Annotated in this window: 15 protein-coding genes and 1 pseudogene; 4 read left to right on the plus strand and 12 right to left on the minus strand. The window is 73.6% G+C overall.

Features of this window, described 5'->3' with window-relative positions; translation table 11 throughout:
• Nucleotides 1-22: 22 nt before the first annotated feature.
• From ABD208_RS05155 to ABD208_RS05195, 9 genes are all read right to left on the minus strand, one after another.
• Nucleotides 23-1,297: a pyridoxal phosphate-dependent aminotransferase gene (locus tag ABD208_RS05155; protein ID WP_344100230.1), complete on the minus strand. Its 1,275-nt coding sequence runs from the start codon at nt 1,295-1,297 to the stop codon at nt 23-25.
• Nucleotides 1,294-2,961 carry an AMP-binding protein gene (locus ABD208_RS05160; protein WP_344100232.1) on the minus strand — a complete coding sequence of 556 codons (1,668 nt, stop codon included), beginning with the start codon at nt 2,959-2,961 and terminating at the stop codon, nt 1,294-1,296. Before ABD208_RS05160 ends, ABD208_RS05155 begins: the two co-directional genes overlap by 4 nt.
• On the minus strand, nt 2,961-4,070 hold the full coding sequence (locus tag ABD208_RS05165) for a Glu/Leu/Phe/Val dehydrogenase dimerization domain-containing protein (protein WP_344100234.1): 1,110 nt from the start codon (nt 4,068-4,070) through the stop codon (nt 2,961-2,963). Before ABD208_RS05165 ends, ABD208_RS05160 begins: the two co-directional genes overlap by 1 nt.
• A gap of 63 nt (nt 4,071-4,133) precedes the next feature.
• A complete protein-coding gene (locus tag ABD208_RS05170) occupies nt 4,134-4,697 on the minus strand; it encodes a type 1 glutamine amidotransferase (RefSeq protein ID WP_344100236.1) in 564 nt (187 codons plus the stop codon).
• An 11-nt stretch (nt 4,698-4,708) separates the two neighbouring features.
• Nucleotides 4,709-5,506 carry an amino acid kinase family protein gene (locus ABD208_RS05175; protein WP_344100238.1) on the minus strand — a complete coding sequence of 266 codons (798 nt, stop codon included), beginning with the start codon at nt 5,504-5,506 and terminating at the stop codon, nt 4,709-4,711.
• Complete coding sequence (gene argC, locus ABD208_RS05180) at nt 5,503-6,558, minus strand: N-acetyl-gamma-glutamyl-phosphate reductase (RefSeq protein ID WP_344100240.1); 1,056 nt, start codon at nt 6,556-6,558, stop codon at nt 5,503-5,505. The genes ABD208_RS05175 and argC overlap by 4 nt, the downstream gene beginning before the upstream one ends.
• Entirely contained in the window at nt 6,555-7,403 is an 849-nt protein-coding gene (locus ABD208_RS05185) for an ATP-grasp domain-containing protein (RefSeq protein WP_344100242.1), read from the minus strand. The genes argC and ABD208_RS05185 overlap by 4 nt, the downstream gene beginning before the upstream one ends.
• Before the next feature lie 26 nt (nt 7,404-7,429).
• Nucleotides 7,430-7,615 carry a hypothetical protein gene (locus ABD208_RS05190; protein WP_344100244.1) on the minus strand — a complete coding sequence of 62 codons (186 nt, stop codon included), beginning with the start codon at nt 7,613-7,615 and terminating at the stop codon, nt 7,430-7,432.
• A gap of 57 nt (nt 7,616-7,672) precedes the next feature.
• On the minus strand, nt 7,673-8,824 hold the full coding sequence (locus ABD208_RS05195; RefSeq protein WP_344100246.1) for a hypothetical protein: 1,152 nt from the start codon (nt 8,822-8,824) through the stop codon (nt 7,673-7,675).
• A 255-nt stretch (nt 8,825-9,079) separates the two neighbouring features.
• On the opposite strand from ABD208_RS05195, the gene ABD208_RS05200 reads away from it, so the two are divergent.
• Both ABD208_RS05200 and ABD208_RS05205 read left to right on the plus strand, forming a co-directional pair.
• Nucleotides 9,080-10,147, plus strand: coding sequence for an acyl-CoA dehydrogenase family protein (locus ABD208_RS05200; RefSeq protein WP_344100248.1), 1,068 nt, complete (start codon nt 9,080-9,082; stop codon nt 10,145-10,147).
• A gap of 23 nt (nt 10,148-10,170) precedes the next feature.
• Nucleotides 10,171-11,382 (plus strand): acyl-CoA dehydrogenase family protein, encoded by a 1,212-nt coding sequence (locus tag ABD208_RS05205; RefSeq protein ID WP_344100250.1) that lies wholly within the window; start codon nt 10,171-10,173, stop codon nt 11,380-11,382.
• A 31-nt stretch (nt 11,383-11,413) separates the two neighbouring features.
• On the opposite strand, the gene ABD208_RS05210 is transcribed toward ABD208_RS05205, so the two are convergent.
• The 3 genes and pseudogenes from ABD208_RS05210 to ABD208_RS05220 all read right to left on the minus strand — a co-directional run.
• Nucleotides 11,414-12,211, minus strand: coding sequence for an HpcH/HpaI aldolase family protein (locus ABD208_RS05210; protein WP_344100252.1), 798 nt, complete (start codon nt 12,209-12,211; stop codon nt 11,414-11,416).
• Nucleotides 12,196-12,984: a 2-oxo-hept-4-ene-1,7-dioate hydratase gene (gene hpaH, locus ABD208_RS05215; RefSeq protein WP_344100254.1), complete on the minus strand. Its 789-nt coding sequence runs from the start codon at nt 12,982-12,984 to the stop codon at nt 12,196-12,198. The genes ABD208_RS05210 and hpaH overlap by 16 nt, the downstream gene beginning before the upstream one ends.
• A 143-nt stretch (nt 12,985-13,127) precedes the next feature.
• Nucleotides 13,128-13,802: pseudogene (locus tag ABD208_RS05220) on the minus strand (RraA family protein); the annotation flags it as partial.
• Nucleotides 13,803-13,946: 144 nt separating this feature from the next.
• On the opposite strand from ABD208_RS05220, the gene ABD208_RS05225 reads away from it, so the two are divergent.
• Nucleotides 13,947-15,038: a helix-turn-helix domain-containing protein gene (locus tag ABD208_RS05225; protein WP_344100256.1), complete on the plus strand. Its 1,092-nt coding sequence runs from the start codon at nt 13,947-13,949 to the stop codon at nt 15,036-15,038.
• Entirely contained in the window at nt 15,035-15,589 is a 555-nt protein-coding gene (locus ABD208_RS05230) for a PIN domain-containing protein (protein WP_344100258.1), read from the plus strand. Before ABD208_RS05225 ends, ABD208_RS05230 begins: the two co-directional genes overlap by 4 nt.
• Nucleotides 15,590-15,655: the final 66 nt, after the last annotated feature.

The raw sequence follows: 15,655 nt of genomic DNA on the forward strand, positions 1-15,655 counted from the left end.
TTCCTCCTTGAGCTCGGGATCGTCAGGTCGTCAGGTCGTGCAGGGCCGTGGCGAGGTGGTCGAGCGCCCGGCCGATCCACGGCAGCCGGAGCGGGAGGTCGGCCGACAGGGCGGCGTTCCGCTCGGCCTCGGCCTGCCCGTACAGGCGGCTCGTGGACACCCGGACCGTCAGCGATCCGGCGGCCTCCCCGAAGAGGCTTCCGGGCAGGACGCCGATGCCGTGCCGCTCGACCAAGAGGCCGGCGAGGCCGGCGCCGTCGCGGACGCCGTGGACGGCCGCGAGCCGGCCGCGCAGCGGCTCGAGGTCCGGGTAGAGATAGCAGGTCGCGCGGACCGGCGGCACGGGGACGCCCGCGGCCCGGAACCGCTCGGCCGCCGCCCGGGCCACCGTCTCGTGGAGCCGGCGGGCCGCCCGCAGCCTGCCGACGACCTCGGGCGGTTCCCGGAACGCGCACGCGGCGGCGGCCTGGACGGGCGCCGCCGTCGCCGACCAGAGCTGGCTGGCGATCGCGACCAGGCGTTCGTGCAGCCGTCTCCCCAGCGGCCCGGCGGGCAGGCGGCAGACCCCGATCCGCCAGCCCCCGAGGGCCAGGTTCTTCGCCAGGCCGGTGGTGACCACCGTCCGCTCGGGGGCGAACCGGGCGGGTGAGGACGCCCGTGCCCGCTCGTCGTAGACCAGGTCGCCGTAGATCTCGTCCGACACGATGACCAGGCCGAGGTCGCGGCACACCTCGGCGAGCGCGCGGACGGTCTCCGGGCCCGCGACGGTCCCTGTCGGGTTGTCCGGGACCGTCACGATCACCGTCCGGGGGTCCCGGCCCCGGGATCTCGCACGGAGGACCGCCGCGCGGAGCTCCGCCGGGTCGGGGACCCCGCCCTCGCCGGGCGGCGCCGGCACGGCGATCGGCTCGCCGCCCGCGAGGATCGCGTGCTGGCGGTAGCTGACCCAGCTCGGGACAGGGACGACGACGTCGCCGCCGATCGCGAGCACCAGCGCGAACAGCAGCGGCTTGCTCCCGGGCCCGCAGACCACGAGGCCCGGGTCCGTCGGCAGCCCGCGACGCTCCCAGTAGCCGGCGGCCGCGGTCCGCAGCGCGACGGCACCGGCCACGGGCCCGTAGCCGTTCTCCGGCGCGGCGTCGGCCAGCGCCCGCCGGAGCAGGGGCAGCACCGGGAGCCCGATCTCCCCGCTGGTCAGGGAGAGCACGGGCAGCCCCTGCCGCCGGCGCGCGTCGAGCGCCGCGTCGGCGGTCAGGGTCGGGGAGACCTCGACGGGTCGCGCTTCCGTCGCGGTCATCGCACCGGGTGCAGACGTCGTAGCTCGGACTTGCGGACCTTGCCGGTGAGCGTCTTCGGCAGGCTCTCCACCACGGCGATCTCCTCGGGCAGGAACCGTGGCTCCACGCCGCCGGAGATCAGGTGGGCCCGGATCGCGCCGAGCAGCTCGTCCGGCAGAGGGGAGTCCTGGCCGGCCGGCGCGACGACGGCCCGGATCGGGTCGCCGGGGTTCCCGTCCGGGCCGAGCACCGCCGCCTCGGCGACGTCCGGGTGCGTGGCGATCCGGGCCTCGAGCTCCGCGACGGGGACGAACGCCCCGTCCCGGACCAGGGCGTCCTTCGCCCGGCCGAGGATCCGGATCCCGCCCCGCCCGTCCTCGTGGGCGACGTCACCGGTGTCGAACCACCCGTCGGCGTCGAGCGCCGCGTCGAACTCGGCCTGCCGGTGGAGGTAGCCGAGCGCCTGTGACGCGCCGCGGATCCGCAGCCGCCCGGCGGACGCGCGCCGGCCCGGGTCGTCGAAGTCGTCGATCCGGAGGGCCATCGGCTCGATGGGGCGCCCGTGGGACCGGCCGGCCTGCGCCGGGTCGTAGTCGAGCCGGCTGATGGTGACCGGCCCGAACTCCGACATCCCCCACAGCGAGCTGGTGCGGGTGCCGAGCGACTCCCGCAGTTCCTCGACGAGGTCGGGGACGACCGGGGCCGCCCCGGCGATCGTGTGGCGCAGCGCCAGGTCGCGGGGCGCGGACCGCTGGGCGGCGGCCACGCCCCGGAGGGTCGGCGGCGGCCCGTACAGGAGCGTCGCGGAGTGCCGCTCCATCAGGTCCAGCATGCCCGCGTGGTCCCGCCGGTCCTGGAAGAGCGCGGTGCCCCCCAGCATGACGGCCGCCAGGATCCCCTGGGCGAACCCCGAGTAGTGGATCAGCGGGGTGGTGATCGCGACCGTCAGGTCGTCGGCCCAGAGGAAGGTGTCGACGTATCCCCGGACGCCCGAGTGCACCGTGTTCTGGCTGTGCACGACGCCCTTGGGGAAGCCGGTCGTCCCGGACGTGAACAGGACGACGAACGGCTCGTCGGGCGTCAGGGCCCGGCTCGTGAGCTCCGGGCCCGTGAGCTCCTGGTCCGCGAGCCCGGGGCCGGCACCGAACAGCCGGTGGAAGCTCTCGCCGTGCTCCTCGCCGTGCCCGGCGTGCTCGCCGTGGGCGCCGATCACGAGCAGGCGTTCCAGCGGGAGCTCGTCGCGCATCCCCGCCGCCGTCGCGGCGAGCGGGTACCCGTCCCACTCGTCCATGGTCACGAGCACCCGGGCCCGGGTGTACGAGAGCCGGTGCCGCAGGTCCTCCGCCCGGCAGTCCGGCGCGATCGGGCAGATGACGGCGCCGGTGATCATGCAGGCGAACATCAGCGGCGCCAGCTCCCAGCGGTTGGGCAGCTGGACCGCGACGACGTCGCCGCGCTCCACGCCCAGGCCGAGCAGCCCGCGGGCGTACCGGTCCGCGAGCCGCGACAGCGCCGCGTAGTCGAGCGCCTCGGTCCGGGAGTCGCCCGTGCGCTGCCCGACGACGGCGAGCTTGCGGGGCCGCGTGCGCGCCTGCCGGCGCAGGTCGTCGAGGAACGTCTCGTCCCGCCACCACCCCTGGCGCCGGTACTCCGCGGCGGTCCGCTCGGGCACGGCCGGCGTCATCACAGCTCCCGCGCCCGGACGGCCAGCAGCTCGCCCAGGGCGTCCGCGGAGCCGCCCGCGATGATCTCCAGGAGCTGCCCGGTGTTGGCCCGGACCCGGTTCGCCACCCAGTCGAACACCCAGTCCTTGCGGGCCGCGGCGGACAGGTCGAAGGGCACCACGCGCGTCACGGCCAGCGCGGCCGCGGCGGCGCCGCCGATGTTGGCGATGACGCCGGGCACGAGGATCGCCCCGGCCGCGGCCGTCTTGGCCCGCGCCTCGTCGCTCGAGGCGAGGTTGGCCCCCTCGACGACGATCTCCGCCCGCAGGCGGTGCACGTTGCCCGCGTCGAGGGCGTGCTTCTGCGCCGCGAGCACCAGGACGTCGGCGTCGAGGTCCAGCCAGGCGTCCGGCTCGCCGGAGACGGTGACCGACCCGGGGAGCCGGGAACGGTCGATGTTGCCGTACTCGTCCGTGATCGCGATCAGGTCCCCGACGGGCAGCCGGTCCGCGCTGACGGTGCCCTGGACGTCGGCCACGCCCACGACCACGTGCCCGCGGTCCTCCAGGAATCCCGCGACCGAGCGGCCGACGGCGCCGAACCCCTGCACCACGACCCGCGCGCCCGTCGTGCCGCGCGCGTTCAGCGCGCTGACCACCGCGGTGCCGACACCGTAGCCGGTGACGTCGATCAGCGGCTCGTAGTAGGTGCGCCAGTCGACCGGCATGTCGGGCACCCCGGCGCGGTGGCGCGGGTCGTACCCCGCCTCGTCGAAGAAGATCGCGCGGTCCGCGGCCGTCACCCCCATGTCGATGCCGAGGTGGATGCCGCCGTGCAGGAGCGGCTTGACGGTACGGCCGAACGTGCGGAACGTCGCCTCGCGGTCCGACGACGTCCTGACGATCCCGGCCTTGGCGCCCCCGATCCGGAGGCCGGCGAGCGTGAACTTCTGGGTCATGTCCCGGGCGAGCCCGGCGACCTCCTCCTGCGTGACGTCCGCCGTCATGCGGGTGCCCCCCATGGCGAGGCCGTCGACGAGCGTGTCCGCCACGACCCAGCCCTGGAGGTCGCCGCCGCTGCCGTTGAGGTGGACGGTGAAGGCCGGTCGTTCGGCGTCGTGCGTGTTCATGTGCGGTGCCTTTCGACGTCGGGTGGATGGGAACCGGGTGGATGGGACGAGACCGGCCGGGAATCAGCCGTAGAGCCGTGCGAAGCCGCGCAGGATCGCCATGCCGTCGCCACGGAACTCGAGGTGGGCCTGCGAGCCGAGGATGCGGCCGTCGTCGGAGCGCAGGAACTCGACGGGCGCCGCCTCGGACCGCCCGATCGTGGTGAACCCGGGGGGCGCGGCCTCGAGGTAGAGCGTGTGCCGGTGGAACACGGTGACCGACTCGCCCACCTCACGGAACAGGGGTTCGCCCTGGTCCACCTGCGCGGTGTGCCCGCCGACGCGCTGGGGCCCGGGGATGAGCCGGCCCCCGGCGGCGACGGCGATGAGCTGCATGCCCCCGCAGATCCCCAGGACCGGGACGCCGGCGTCCCGGACGAGGTCGGTCAGCGGGCGGTAGAAGCCGGTGTCGTAGGCGCGGACCTTCGTGCCGCTGAGCACGACGGCCTGGTACCGCCCGCCGAGGCTGCGCGGGACCGAGGCGACGTCGACCGTCTCGGTCTCGGAGCCGAGCTTCTCGAACCGGGCGCGGAGCTGCGGGAGGGACAGGGTTCCGTTGTTGATGACGAGGACACGGGGACGTGCCATGCCAGGGCTCCTCACTTCTGGAAGACGACCGTTCCGGTGCGACCCGCGAGCAGGTCGGAGATCGGCGCGCTGCCGATGACGACGCGCTCGGCGCCGCGCTCCAGCGCCTCGCCGGCGGCGCGGAGCTTCTTGCGCATCCCGCCGGTCGCCCCGCGGTCGCGGAACGCGGCCGCGTCCCGCGCCGAGATCCGGTCCACCGGCTCGCCGTCGATCAGCAGATGGGACACGTTCGTCACCAGGACGAGGTCGCGGGCGCCGGCGGCTCCCGCGATCGCGGCGGCGGCCCGGTCGCCGTCCGTGTTGACCTCCTGCCCGGCGGCGTTCCGGGCCAGCGGCGTGACGAGCTGGGCGTGGCCGGGGCGCGGCCGCGGCAGCGCCGCCGGGTCGGCGCCCGTGATCGGGCCCACGAGGTTCTCGAGCTCCACGAGCTCCTTGCCGCGCCACCACCAGCGTTCCCCGGCGCCGGCGCGGATCAGGCCCTCGCTGCCGAGCACCCGCTCCGCGGTGATCCCGCCGCGGCGCAGGCGGTCCAGGATGTCGTCGCCCAGGCGGGCGCTGACGGTCTTGATGTCCCGGATCACCTCCGGCGTGGTCCACCGGCTCTGGTTCCCGTACCGGTCCCGGAGCATCGTGTCCGGCCGGTCGTGGCGCTCGCCGAGCTGCCGCAGCGGCTTCGACCAGCCGTGCACCAGGACCAGCGGGTGCTCCCGGCCCTGCCCGGTCAGGTCGTCCCACCAGCCGTCGGACAGGTCGTCGAGGCAGCTCCCGCCGACCTTGACGACGACCGGGACCGCGTGCGGGGCGCTCATGCGGGCATCACCGGCTGCATCGTCAGGCCCGTGGTCTGCGGGAGCCCGAACCGGAGGTTCACCGCCTGGATCGCCTGGCCGGCGGCACCCTTGACGAGGTTGTCGAGGGCGGCGAGGACGACGATCCGGGAGCCGTCGTCGTCGAGCAGGGGGGTCACGTCGCAGTAGTTCGAGCCGAGCACCGCCTGCGGGTCCGGGACGGGGATCAGCGTCTCGGTGTGCCGCCGCACCCGCACGAACGGCTGGTCCTTGTAGTAGCGCACGTAGGTGCGGTGCAGTTCCTGCGGGCTGATCTCCTGGTCGGTGAAGACGTAGCTGCTGGCGAGCAGGCCGCGGACGTGCGACACGCCGTAGGCCGACATCGCCAGCCGGCCGATCGCCTCCGACTTGCGCTGGGCGAAGAAGTCCCGGACCTCGGCCGCGTGGCGGTGCCCGGCCGGGGCGTACGGCGCGATGGCGCCGTCGCGCAGCGGGTGGAGGTCCGCCGTGCGCAGCTGGAGCCCGCCGCCGCTGGACCCGGTCTTGCCGTCCACGACGACGGTGTCCAGGCGCAGGCCCGCGTCGACCAGCGGCGCCAGGCCCAGGGTGATCGCCGTGGCGAAGCACCCCGGCAGCGAGATCAGCAGGGCGTCCGCCATCCGGTCCGCCACCAGCTCGGGGACCCCGTACACGAACCGGTCGGTCAGCACCGTGTCCCGCGCGACCCGGGGGTACCACCGGGCGTGCAGCTCCGGGTCGTGGATCCGGAACGCCCCGCTGAGGTCGACGACGGCGGCGACCTTGTCCGCGAGCAGACCCGCGAGCGAGGCCGAGACCGGTGCCGGCGTGGCCAGCAGCACGACGTCGCAGCGGTCCGCGACCTCGTCGGTGACCGGCTGGATCGTCAGCCCGCCGAAGGGCAGGCGCAGCCCGGGATGGAGCTCCGCGGGCCGCCTGCCGACGTTCGAGGACCCGCCGACGAAGGTCAGCTCCAGGTCCGGGTGCTGGCTGACCAGCCGGAGGAGCTCGCCTCCCGCCAGCCCGGAAGCTCCCGCGATGCCGACGCGGATCATGCCAGGACCTCCTTCACGTACTCGACGACGATCGCGGGGACGTCCGTCCCGGTGGCCTCCGTGACGCCCCTGAAGGCCGGCGCGTGGTTGACCTCGTTGACGACGTGCTCGCCGCCCACCCGGAACAGGTCGATCCCGTAGATCCCCGGGCCGATCACGTCGATCACGTCGTCGACGATCTTGGTGACCGCGGGGTCCGTGTCCAGGGCCGTGCGCCGGTTGCCGAGTGCGGCGTTGCTGCGCCAGTCCTCGCCGGCGCTCGCGAACTCGGCGGTGGCCACGACCTGGCGCCCGACCACGAAGCACCGGATCGAGGTCCCGGCCGCGAGATAGGGCTCGGCGAGCGAGGCCTGCTCGAACCCGTGGCCGAGGTCCTCGACGTAGTCGTAGACGGACTGCGCGACGTCGGCGCTCCGCACGAGCGTGACCCGCTTGCCCATCCCGCCGAAGATCGGCTTGAGGACGAACGGCGTGCCGAGCTCCGTGATCGCGCGCCGGTAGTCCTTGCGGGACAGGACGAGCCGGAAGTCCGCGACGGGGACGCCCGCGTGCCGCAGGGCGGTGCGCAGGTCGAGCTTGTTCTCGCAGGTGCGGATCGCCGACGCCGTGTTCAGCGTCGGGATCCCCGCGGCCTCGGTCAGGGTGGCGACCAGCCCGCCGCGGGTGTAGCTCCGGCTCCGGACGAGGACGGCGTCGAACCGGTGCAGGGGCGCGTCCTGGCCGCCGAGGCACAGCGACTCGTCGTTGACCCATTCGGCCGTGAGGCCCTGGCCGGCCGCCGCCTCGATCAGCCGGCGCTCCTCCCAGCCGATCCGGTCCGCGACGACGGCGACGCGACCGGTCACGCCGGGAGCGCCCCGGCCGGGGGCGCTCACTGGCCCCAGTCGCGGAGCTCGACCGCGACCATCTCGAGGGTGATCCGGCCCTGGTCGATCGTCTCGATGCGGAGGGTCAGCATGCACTCCGGGCAGGACAGCGTCTCGCCCTGGACCATCGGGGGCAGGGAGAGCTCGGTCTCGCACTCGGGGCACGTCCCGGTCAGGGTGGTGGTGGTCATGACGGAACTCCTTCTGGGGTTCGGTGTCGGGTTGCGGAGGTGACGGAGGCGGGGTGCTCAGGCCGCCGCGAAGTCGACGGCGGCCTTGCGGATCGCGTCCCGGTCGAGGGCGGGCCGCCCCTGCGCGTCCTGGCGCTCGGTGAGCCAGGCGATGAAATCGGGCACGTCGACGGTGTCCGCCAGCTCGTCGAGCGCCCAGGTGACCAGGGCCGGCGTGAACCGGGTCCGGACGCGCAGCCGGCGCTGGTTGCCGACCAGTTCGGGGGGCAGCGTCTCGTACGCCTCGGGGTGCGTGAGCTGGCCGGGGAGCTCGTAGGCGAAGGCGTGCGGCGTCGTCGGCCCGGACTGGAAGGCGTCGCCCATGCGGGCGCCCTTGAGCGCGAGCGCGGAGAGCTCGGTGAGGTGCCGCAGGTCGAAGCGGTCGTCGCCGTGCACGACGCGCAGCGCCGTGAGGATCTCGGCGAGCGGCGCGTTCCCGCCGCGCTCGCCGATGCCGCCGACGGTCGCGGAGATCCACCGCGCGCCCGCCCGGACGGCGGCCAGGGAGTTGGCGACCGCCATCCCGAGCATGTTGTGCGAGTGGATCTCGATCTCCGCCCCGTCGACGGCGGTGAGGTCCGCGATCAGGTCCTGCATCTGCCACGGGGAGAGGTAGGCCACGGTCTCGGCGAGGCGGAAGCGGTCCGCGCCGGCCTCGAACCCGGCCGTGACGTAGGGCACCAGGCGCTCCGCGGGCGTGCGGGCGCCGTCCTCCCCGCTGAACGTGACGTGGAACCCGCGCTCCTTCGCCTCCGAGATCGCGGCGCGGGCGACCGAGTGGAGCAGCTTGGCGCTGGGGGAGCCCAGCTTGAGGGCGGCGTGCGCCTCGGAGGTCGGGATGGAGTACATGACGTGCCGGACGCCGAGCCGCTCGGCCTCGTCCAGCGCCGTGGACACCTGGCGCCGGTCCCGGACGACCAGGAGGGTCATGCTCCGCTCCGGGCCGACGGCCTCGTGCACGGCGGTCACGAGGTCCGCGTCCTTCGAGTCCGGTCCGGACACCATGCCGACCTCGACCAGGTCGATGCCCGTGGCGACAAGGAGCTCGGCGATGGCGCGGGCGTCCCGGGGGCCGAACTCGACGCCGCCCATGTGGGCGGAGTCCCGCAGCGTCGCGTCGGACACGTGCGGCCGTGCGGCCGTCGAATTCTCGGGCGATTTCTCGTTCATTGTCGTCGCTCCTTCCGTAACGCCTGAAGATTCGAGATGAACGTGCGGCGACAGCGTATGGAGTTCGCGCGTGAAACAGCAATGCCCGTGCGTCAATCCTGTGTCAGGGATGTGTGATCGAATGTGAACCGCGGTGAAGGTCTGTGACGACGGGAAATGCCTGTCAATACTTCGCCCGGACGCTTTCGAAAGGGGATGGCGAGGGGTATGTTCGCTCCCGTCGGGAATCAGACCTCTCGAAAGTGGTGATCTGCGATGGGAACAACTGCCCGGTTGCCGGGGCTGGATCCGGAACTGTTCGACGCGACGGGGTCCCGGATCGAGACGTCGCACCTGATCGGCCCGCTCGTCCCGGTGGAGCTGGGCGGCGCCGGCCTCTCGGCCGCCGAGACCTCCGCCGCGCTGGAGGAGCTCGGCGCGGGGACCCGCGACCCCGGCCTGGCCCTTGCCGTCGTCGCGCACGCGGCGCTCGCCGCGGTGCCCGTCCGGGCGTTCGGGACGGCCGCCCAGCGGGAGCGCTACCTGCCGCGCATGGCCTCGGGGGAGTGGATCGGGGCGGTGTCGCTGCACCAGACGCAGGGGGCGGCCCTGGGCGTCCCGGTCACGGCGCGGCGGGTGCCGGACGGCTGGGTGCTGGACGGCGCGCTGGAGCTCGTCGCGGGCGGCGCGGCCGCGCACCATTTCGTGGTCGTGGCGGCGCATCCCGAGGGCGGCCGGACCGCCTTCGTCGTCGACCGCGACACCCCCGGGCTGCGGGTCGAGGAGTCCGGGCCCGGCGCGCTGCGCGGCTGCGGCTGGGCGCGGCTCCTGCTGGGCGCGTGCCCCGTGGCCGGCGACGCCGTGTTCGGCACTCCCGGCGGCGCGCGGACGGAGGTGGAGCCGCTGCTCATGGCGCTGGACGGCGTGTTCACGCCGGCGCCGTGGGTGGGCCTGGCGCGGGAGCTGCTGCGGGAGGCGTCCGACGGCGCCGGGCAGCGGGAACTCTTCGGCAGGCCGCTGCGGAACTCCCAGTCGGTGCGGTTCACGCTCGCGGACATGGCCACGAGGGTCGAGCTCGCGCGCGGCATGGTGCTCCGGGCGGCGGCGGACCTCGACGCCGGCGGCGCCCGGTCCGCGGCGAGCGCCGCCGCCGCGAAGCTGTTCGTCGTGGACTCCGTGTCCGAGATCGTCGCCGGCGCGCTGCGGCTCTCGCCCGCCTGGTCCGGCACGGAACCCGGGCTCGCCCAGCGGATCCAGCACGACGCCGCGTTCTTCTCCACCGCCGCCGGCACCACGGAAATACTGCGCTCCGTGCTCGCGGCATCCCTCTCCGAACTCGGCTGAATGATCCTGGAGGATTCATGAGCGTGATCACCGATTCACCGATCCGGTCGTCGGCCCGCCGGTTCACGGGAATCGCGGGCCGGGCGGGCCTGGCAGATTCCGCGTGCGCCATTCCGGCGCAGAACTGGCGTGAGGTCGCCGAGAGCGGGTATATCCGGTTGTTCCATCCGCAGGAATCCGGCGGCACCGGAGCCGGCGCCGACCTGATGGTCGGCCGGATGGAGGAGCTCGCGCAGGCGTGCCCGAGCACGTACTGGTCCGCGACGGTGTCCGGGCTGCTGTGCGCACGGCTGGTCTCGGCCTACGGGAACACCTCCGGCGCCGGAGCGCCCCACGAGGAGCTCCTGAGCTCCCTGGTGAGCGGCCAGCGGCTCGGCGCGTTCGCCGTCGCCGAGACCACGGCGGGCAGCGACGCCTCGACGCAGCGCACCACCGTACGGCGCGCGCCCACGGGCGGCGGTTACGTGATCAGCGGTGAGAAGTCGCGGATCGCGAACGCGCCGGCCGCCGACGTGGCGGTGGTCCTGGCCCGCCTGGGCGACCGGGCGGACGAGCGCTGGTGCCTGGTCTTCGTGGATCTCACGCAGCCCGGCGTGCACCGCTACGAACTGCCGCACCTGGGGCTGCGCGGGATGCCGTGGGGCGGGCTGGTGTTCACCGACACGCCGGTGCGGGCCCAGGACGTCCTCGAGGTGCCGCTCGGCGAGCTCTCGAACGGCATGACGTGGGGCTGGCTGCTGACCTCGGTGTCCGCGATCGGGATCGCGGAGGCCGCGCTGGCGGCCTCGGTGCGGCACGCGGCGCGGCGCGTGTCGTTCGGCCTGCCCCTGGCGCACATGGAAGGGGTGCAGGCGCAGCTCGCCCAGTCCCGCGCGGAGATCGACGCGGCGAAGCTCCTGGCCCGCCGCGCGGCCGCGGAACGCCTCGCCGGGTCCCCGGCGCGGGGCCTGATCGCCATGCTCAAGGTGTACGCCACGGAGCTGGGGGTGCGGGTCGCGCAGCGGGCGGTGCAGATCCACGGCGCGTTCGGCGTCACCACCGGCCACGAGGTCGAGCGCCTGTACCGGGACGCCCAGATGAACGTGATCGGGGCGTTCTCGTCGAACCGGCTGCGGGAGGTGATCGCGGAGGAGATCGGTCTCGGGGCCGCGGTCCACGAGCCGTTCGACTGGGTGCGTCCCGCGGGTCTCGCGAGCGACCCGGCCGGGCTGGACGGCCCGGCCGGATCGATCTAGGGCGCCGGCGGTACCCCGTGGCGCGCGGCGCTCAGCCGCGCGCCACGAACCGGTCCGCGAGGGCCTCCGAGCCGCGCGCCAGCAGGGCCACGTCGGCCCCCACCAGGGCGAACGAGGCGCCCGCGGCGAGGTAGGCCTCGGCCTGCGCCGGGTCGAACGAGTTCACGCCGGCGGGCGTGCCGGCGGCGCGGACCGTCTCCAGCGCGTGGAGCACCGCCGCGACGACGTCCGGGTGGGACGGCTGCCCGATCAGGCCCATGGACGCGGCCAGGTCGCTGGGGCCCACGAACACGCCGTCGACCCCGTCCACCGCGGCGATCTCGCCGGCGTTCCGGACGCCGGCGGCCGACTCCACCTGGAGCAGCAGGGAGACGTGCTCGTCGCCGTGGGCCAGGTAGTCCTCGACGCGGTTCCACCGCGCGGAGCGCGCCAGGGACGAGCCCACGCCGCGCACCCCGCGCGGCGGGTACCGCACGGCCCGGACGGCCGCCTCGGCCTGCTCGGCGGTGTCGATCATGGGCACCAGGAGGTTCTGCGCGCCCAGGTCCAGCACCTGCTTGATCGTCACGGGCAGCAGGCCCGGCACGCGGACCACCACGGACGGCGGGTACGCGGCCGTGGCCTGCAGCTGGCGCAGGACGCCCTCGATGCCGTTGGGCCCGTGCTCCATGTCGACGAGCAGCCAGTCCAGGCCGCTGCCGGCGCAGATCTCGGCGACCAGGGGGCTGCCGGAGCTCACCCACATGCCCGCCAGGGGGCGCCCGCCGTCGCCGGCCCGGGACTGCCCGGCGAGCGCCTCGCGGAACGTGGCCTTCAGCTGAAACGGCATGTGATCGTCCCCATCTCCCGGTAGTCGCAGAAGACGGTGTCGCCCGCAGCCACCCACATCGGCCGGGTGAACGACCCCGCCAGGATGATCTCGCCCGCCTCCAGCCACGCCCCGTGCGCCGCGAACTTGTTCGCGAGCCAGGCCACGCCCGTGGCCGGATGGTTGAGCACTCCCGCGGCGACCCCGGTCTCCTCGATGGTCTCGTTCCGGTACAGCAGCGCGGAGACCCACCGCAGGTCGACGTCGTCGGGCCGCCGGGGCGTCCCGCCGAGCACCATGCCGCCGTAGGCGGCGTTGTCGGCGATGGTGTCGACGATCGTGCGGCCCTCCAGCTCGACGTGCGAGTTGAGGATCTCCAGCGCCGGGGTGACGTACTCGGTGGCGCGCAGCACGTCGAACACCGAGCAGTGCGGCCCCGCCAGCGGCTCCTTGAGCACGAACGCCAGCTCCACCTCGATCCGCACGTTCGAGAAGTTCTCCGCGGGGATCGTGGCCCCGTTCTGCCACACGGTGTCGTCGAACATGACGCCGTAGTCCGGCTCGGTGATCCCGGTCGCGGCCTGCATGGCGCGCGAGGTCAGCCCGATCTTGCGGCCCACGAGCCGCCGCCCGGCGGCGAGCTGCCGGTCCCGCCACACGTTCTGGATCGCGTAGGAGTCCTCGACGGTCGCCCCGGGATGCCGCGCGGTGATCCGCGGGATCACGGTCCGGCGCCGGTCCGCGTCGGCGAGCTCGGCGGCGAGCGCGGCGACGGTCTCGGCCGAGAGGCTCACGCGGGATCACCTGCTTCGTCCGAGGAGGACGGCGCCGGCGCGGCGGTCAGCTTTGCCTCGCTGGCGCGGGACGACGTGCCGTCCGCCGGCACCGCCGCGGAGGTGAGGAGGGACGACGTCGTCGTCCGTGTTATCTGTTCGCGCGCCTCGAACCGGGCGCGCCACTCCGCGTTCATCGGGAACAGGCCCTCGATGTGGTGACCCTCCGCGACGCGTTCTGCGATCCAGGCGTCTTCCGTCTCGCGCGCGAGGGCGGCGTCGGCGACGTCGTCGGCGATCGACGGCGGGATGACGACGACGCCGTCGGCGTCGCCCACGAGGATGTCGCCCGGCTGGACCGTCGCGCCGCCACAGGCGATCGTCAGATCGCTGTCCCAGGGGACGTGCCTGCGGCCGAGGACCGCGGGGTGGCCGCCCGTGCAGTGCACCGGGATGCCGACGGCGGTGACGGCCGCGAGATCGCGGACGCCGCCGTCGGTCACGATCCCGGCCGCGCCGCGCGTGTGCGCCCGGATCGCGAGGATGTCGCCGAACGTCGCGGCGGTGGTCTCGCCGCGGGCCTCGATGACGATGACCTCGCCCGGCCCGACGGCGTCGAACACCTGCTTCTGGGCGTTGAACCCGCCGCCGTGGGTGGCGAACAGATCCTCACGGTTCGGCAGGAACCGCAACGTGCGGGCCGTCCCGACGAGCTTGGCGCCGGGATGGAGCGGGGTGAGGCCGTCGATATGGATGTTCTCCAGACCGCGGGCCCGCAGCTGCGCGGACAGAGCGGCGACGGGTGTCCGGAGGAGCTTGGCGCGGAGATCGTCCGCCAGGGGTGATGGCATGAGCGTCCTTGCTGCTGTGGGTCGGTGGTTACTTCTTATCACCTGCGACCCGGCCGCCGCGCTCTTGGGAAAATCCCAAGACCGGCGTAGTCTTGGCGTATGAACGAGGAGATCGGAAGGCGCGTCCGGGAGGTGCTGGCCGGGCTGACGCCGCCCCGTACACAGGCGTCCGTCGCGGAGACAGTCGAGATGACGCCTGACGCGTTCTCGCGTGCGCTGAGCGGGAAGCGCGGGTTCTCGTCCATCGAGCTCGCTCGCCTCGCCGAGTTGCTCGAGGTCGACATCTACTGGCTGATCACGGGAGCCGAGGACCCTCATCGACTGCGCGTGGCCGCCCGCCACGACTTCGATCCGACGACGGGTGGGCGGTCCACGCCGACCTGGGAGTCGGACCTCAGGGTGCTGGAGAAGGTGCGTCTGGCGTACCGGCAGGCTTACCCGGGTGCGTCGGAGGCGCCGTCGCGCCTGCCGTCGACCCCCGATGCGGTCCGGACCCTGCTCGGTGAGGATTTCGTTCGCCCGTTCGCCGCGCGGCTGGAACTCGAGGCCGGTGTCGATGTCGTCCGCGTCCATGAGATCGGCACCTCCTACCTGCTCAGGATCGGTGGTCGTCACGCTGTCGTGATGCCGACGACCGGAAGCTGGTTCCGCGAGAACTGGGCGCTCGCGCATGAACTCGGTCACCTCGCCCACCAGGATCTCGAGGACGATGTGCTGGGGCACAGCGCACCGAGGCCGGTGAGCGAGGAACGCGAACGTGCGGCCAACGCCTTTGCAGCGGAACTGCTGCTTCCCGAACCGGCGCTACGGCGGATCGACTGGCGGCGCGCCGGCCCGGACGTCGTTGCCGACGTCGTCTGGTCACGCGGCGTCTCCACGAAGGCGCTCGCGAACCGCCTTGTCTCTCTCCGGATCGCGGCCTCGCGTGACGTGTCGGATGTCCTGACCTGGCCGACACAACGAGTGCTCCGACAACATCCTCCGGCGGAACCCGGCGAGTTCGACCCGATAACGCTGCGTATGGAGCAGGCCGCCTCACGGCGATTCCCCGTGACGTTGCAGGAGCGTCATCGCGAGGGCATTGCGTCCGGACGCCTGGGCGCGGCCACCCTGGCCTGGATGCTCAACGTCTCCGAGGACTCGCTCGACGTCGACGAGCCCAACCCTGCCGACCCGGTGGAACCCGACGATCTCGCCGCGACGCTGGGCCTGGCGGTGCCGTGATCCAGTTCTTCCTTCCCGACAACACCGTCCTGAACAACTTCGCGATCATCGGTCGCATGGATCTCCTGGAGACCCTGCTCCGCGGCAAGGGCGCCTGGTGCGCCACGATCGCATCCGAGTGCGCCAAGGGCGCCCGCGTCCCTGGGCGCGAGGCGATGTCTTCGGCGCGCCACTTCCTCGGCGACCCCTGGTACCCCGAGACCGGTGCCGAGCGTGTGAGCGTCCAGCTGATCCAGGACGAGCTCCTCGGCCCGGGCGACCCGCGCACCGCCCACCTCGGCGAGGCCGAGACCATTGCCCTGGTTGAGTCGCGCGGGGCGGCGGCACGTTTCATCACCGACGACAAGGATGCCCGGCGCGTCGCCGAGGCGCACCAGATCGGGGTCGTCACCACCTTCGACCTGTTCCGCCTCGCGCTCAAGGTCCGCCTGGTGACGCCGGCAGAGGTGTACGGCTTCGCCCAGGCGCTCCACCGCGAACAGCGAGGCGTCCCGGTGTCGCTCCTCGGTGGTGTCACGGCGGTCGAGGTGTGGGCGGCCGCGGCGGCGTGAGAGGGAGCGTGGCGGATATCCTGGCGATGACAGTCCGTCTTGCCGTATTCCGTGACCGCGCCGCTC

Source organism: Myceligenerans crystallogenes, from assembly GCF_039529775.1.
In the GTDB taxonomy this organism is placed as follows: domain Bacteria; phylum Actinomycetota; class Actinomycetes; order Actinomycetales; family Cellulomonadaceae; genus Myceligenerans; species Myceligenerans crystallogenes.

Coding starts and splice junctions, on each gene's coding strand:
- ABD208_RS05155 (WP_344100230.1), bottom strand. CDS start 1,297: ATGACCGCGACGGAAGCGCGACCCGTCGAGGTCTCCCCGACCCTGACC.
- ABD208_RS05160 (WP_344100232.1), bottom strand. CDS start 2,961: ATGACGCCGGCCGTGCCCGAGCGGACCGCCGCGGAGTACCGGCGCCAG.
- ABD208_RS05165 (WP_344100234.1), bottom strand. CDS start 4,070: ATGAACACGCACGACGCCGAACGACCGGCCTTCACCGTCCACCTCAAC.
- ABD208_RS05170 (WP_344100236.1), bottom strand. CDS start 4,697: ATGGCACGTCCCCGTGTCCTCGTCATCAACAACGGAACCCTGTCCCTC.
- ABD208_RS05175 (WP_344100238.1), bottom strand. CDS start 5,506: ATGAGCGCCCCGCACGCGGTCCCGGTCGTCGTCAAGGTCGGCGGGAGC.
- argC (WP_344100240.1), bottom strand. CDS start 6,558: ATGATCCGCGTCGGCATCGCGGGAGCTTCCGGGCTGGCGGGAGGCGAG.
- ABD208_RS05190 (WP_344100244.1), bottom strand. CDS start 7,615: ATGACCACCACCACCCTGACCGGGACGTGCCCCGAGTGCGAGACCGAG.
- ABD208_RS05195 (WP_344100246.1), bottom strand. CDS start 8,824: ATGAACGAGAAATCGCCCGAGAATTCGACGGCCGCACGGCCGCACGTG.
- ABD208_RS05200 (WP_344100248.1), top strand. CDS start 9,080: ATGGGAACAACTGCCCGGTTGCCGGGGCTGGATCCGGAACTGTTCGAC.
- ABD208_RS05210 (WP_344100252.1), bottom strand. CDS start 12,211: ATGCCGTTTCAGCTGAAGGCCACGTTCCGCGAGGCGCTCGCCGGGCAG.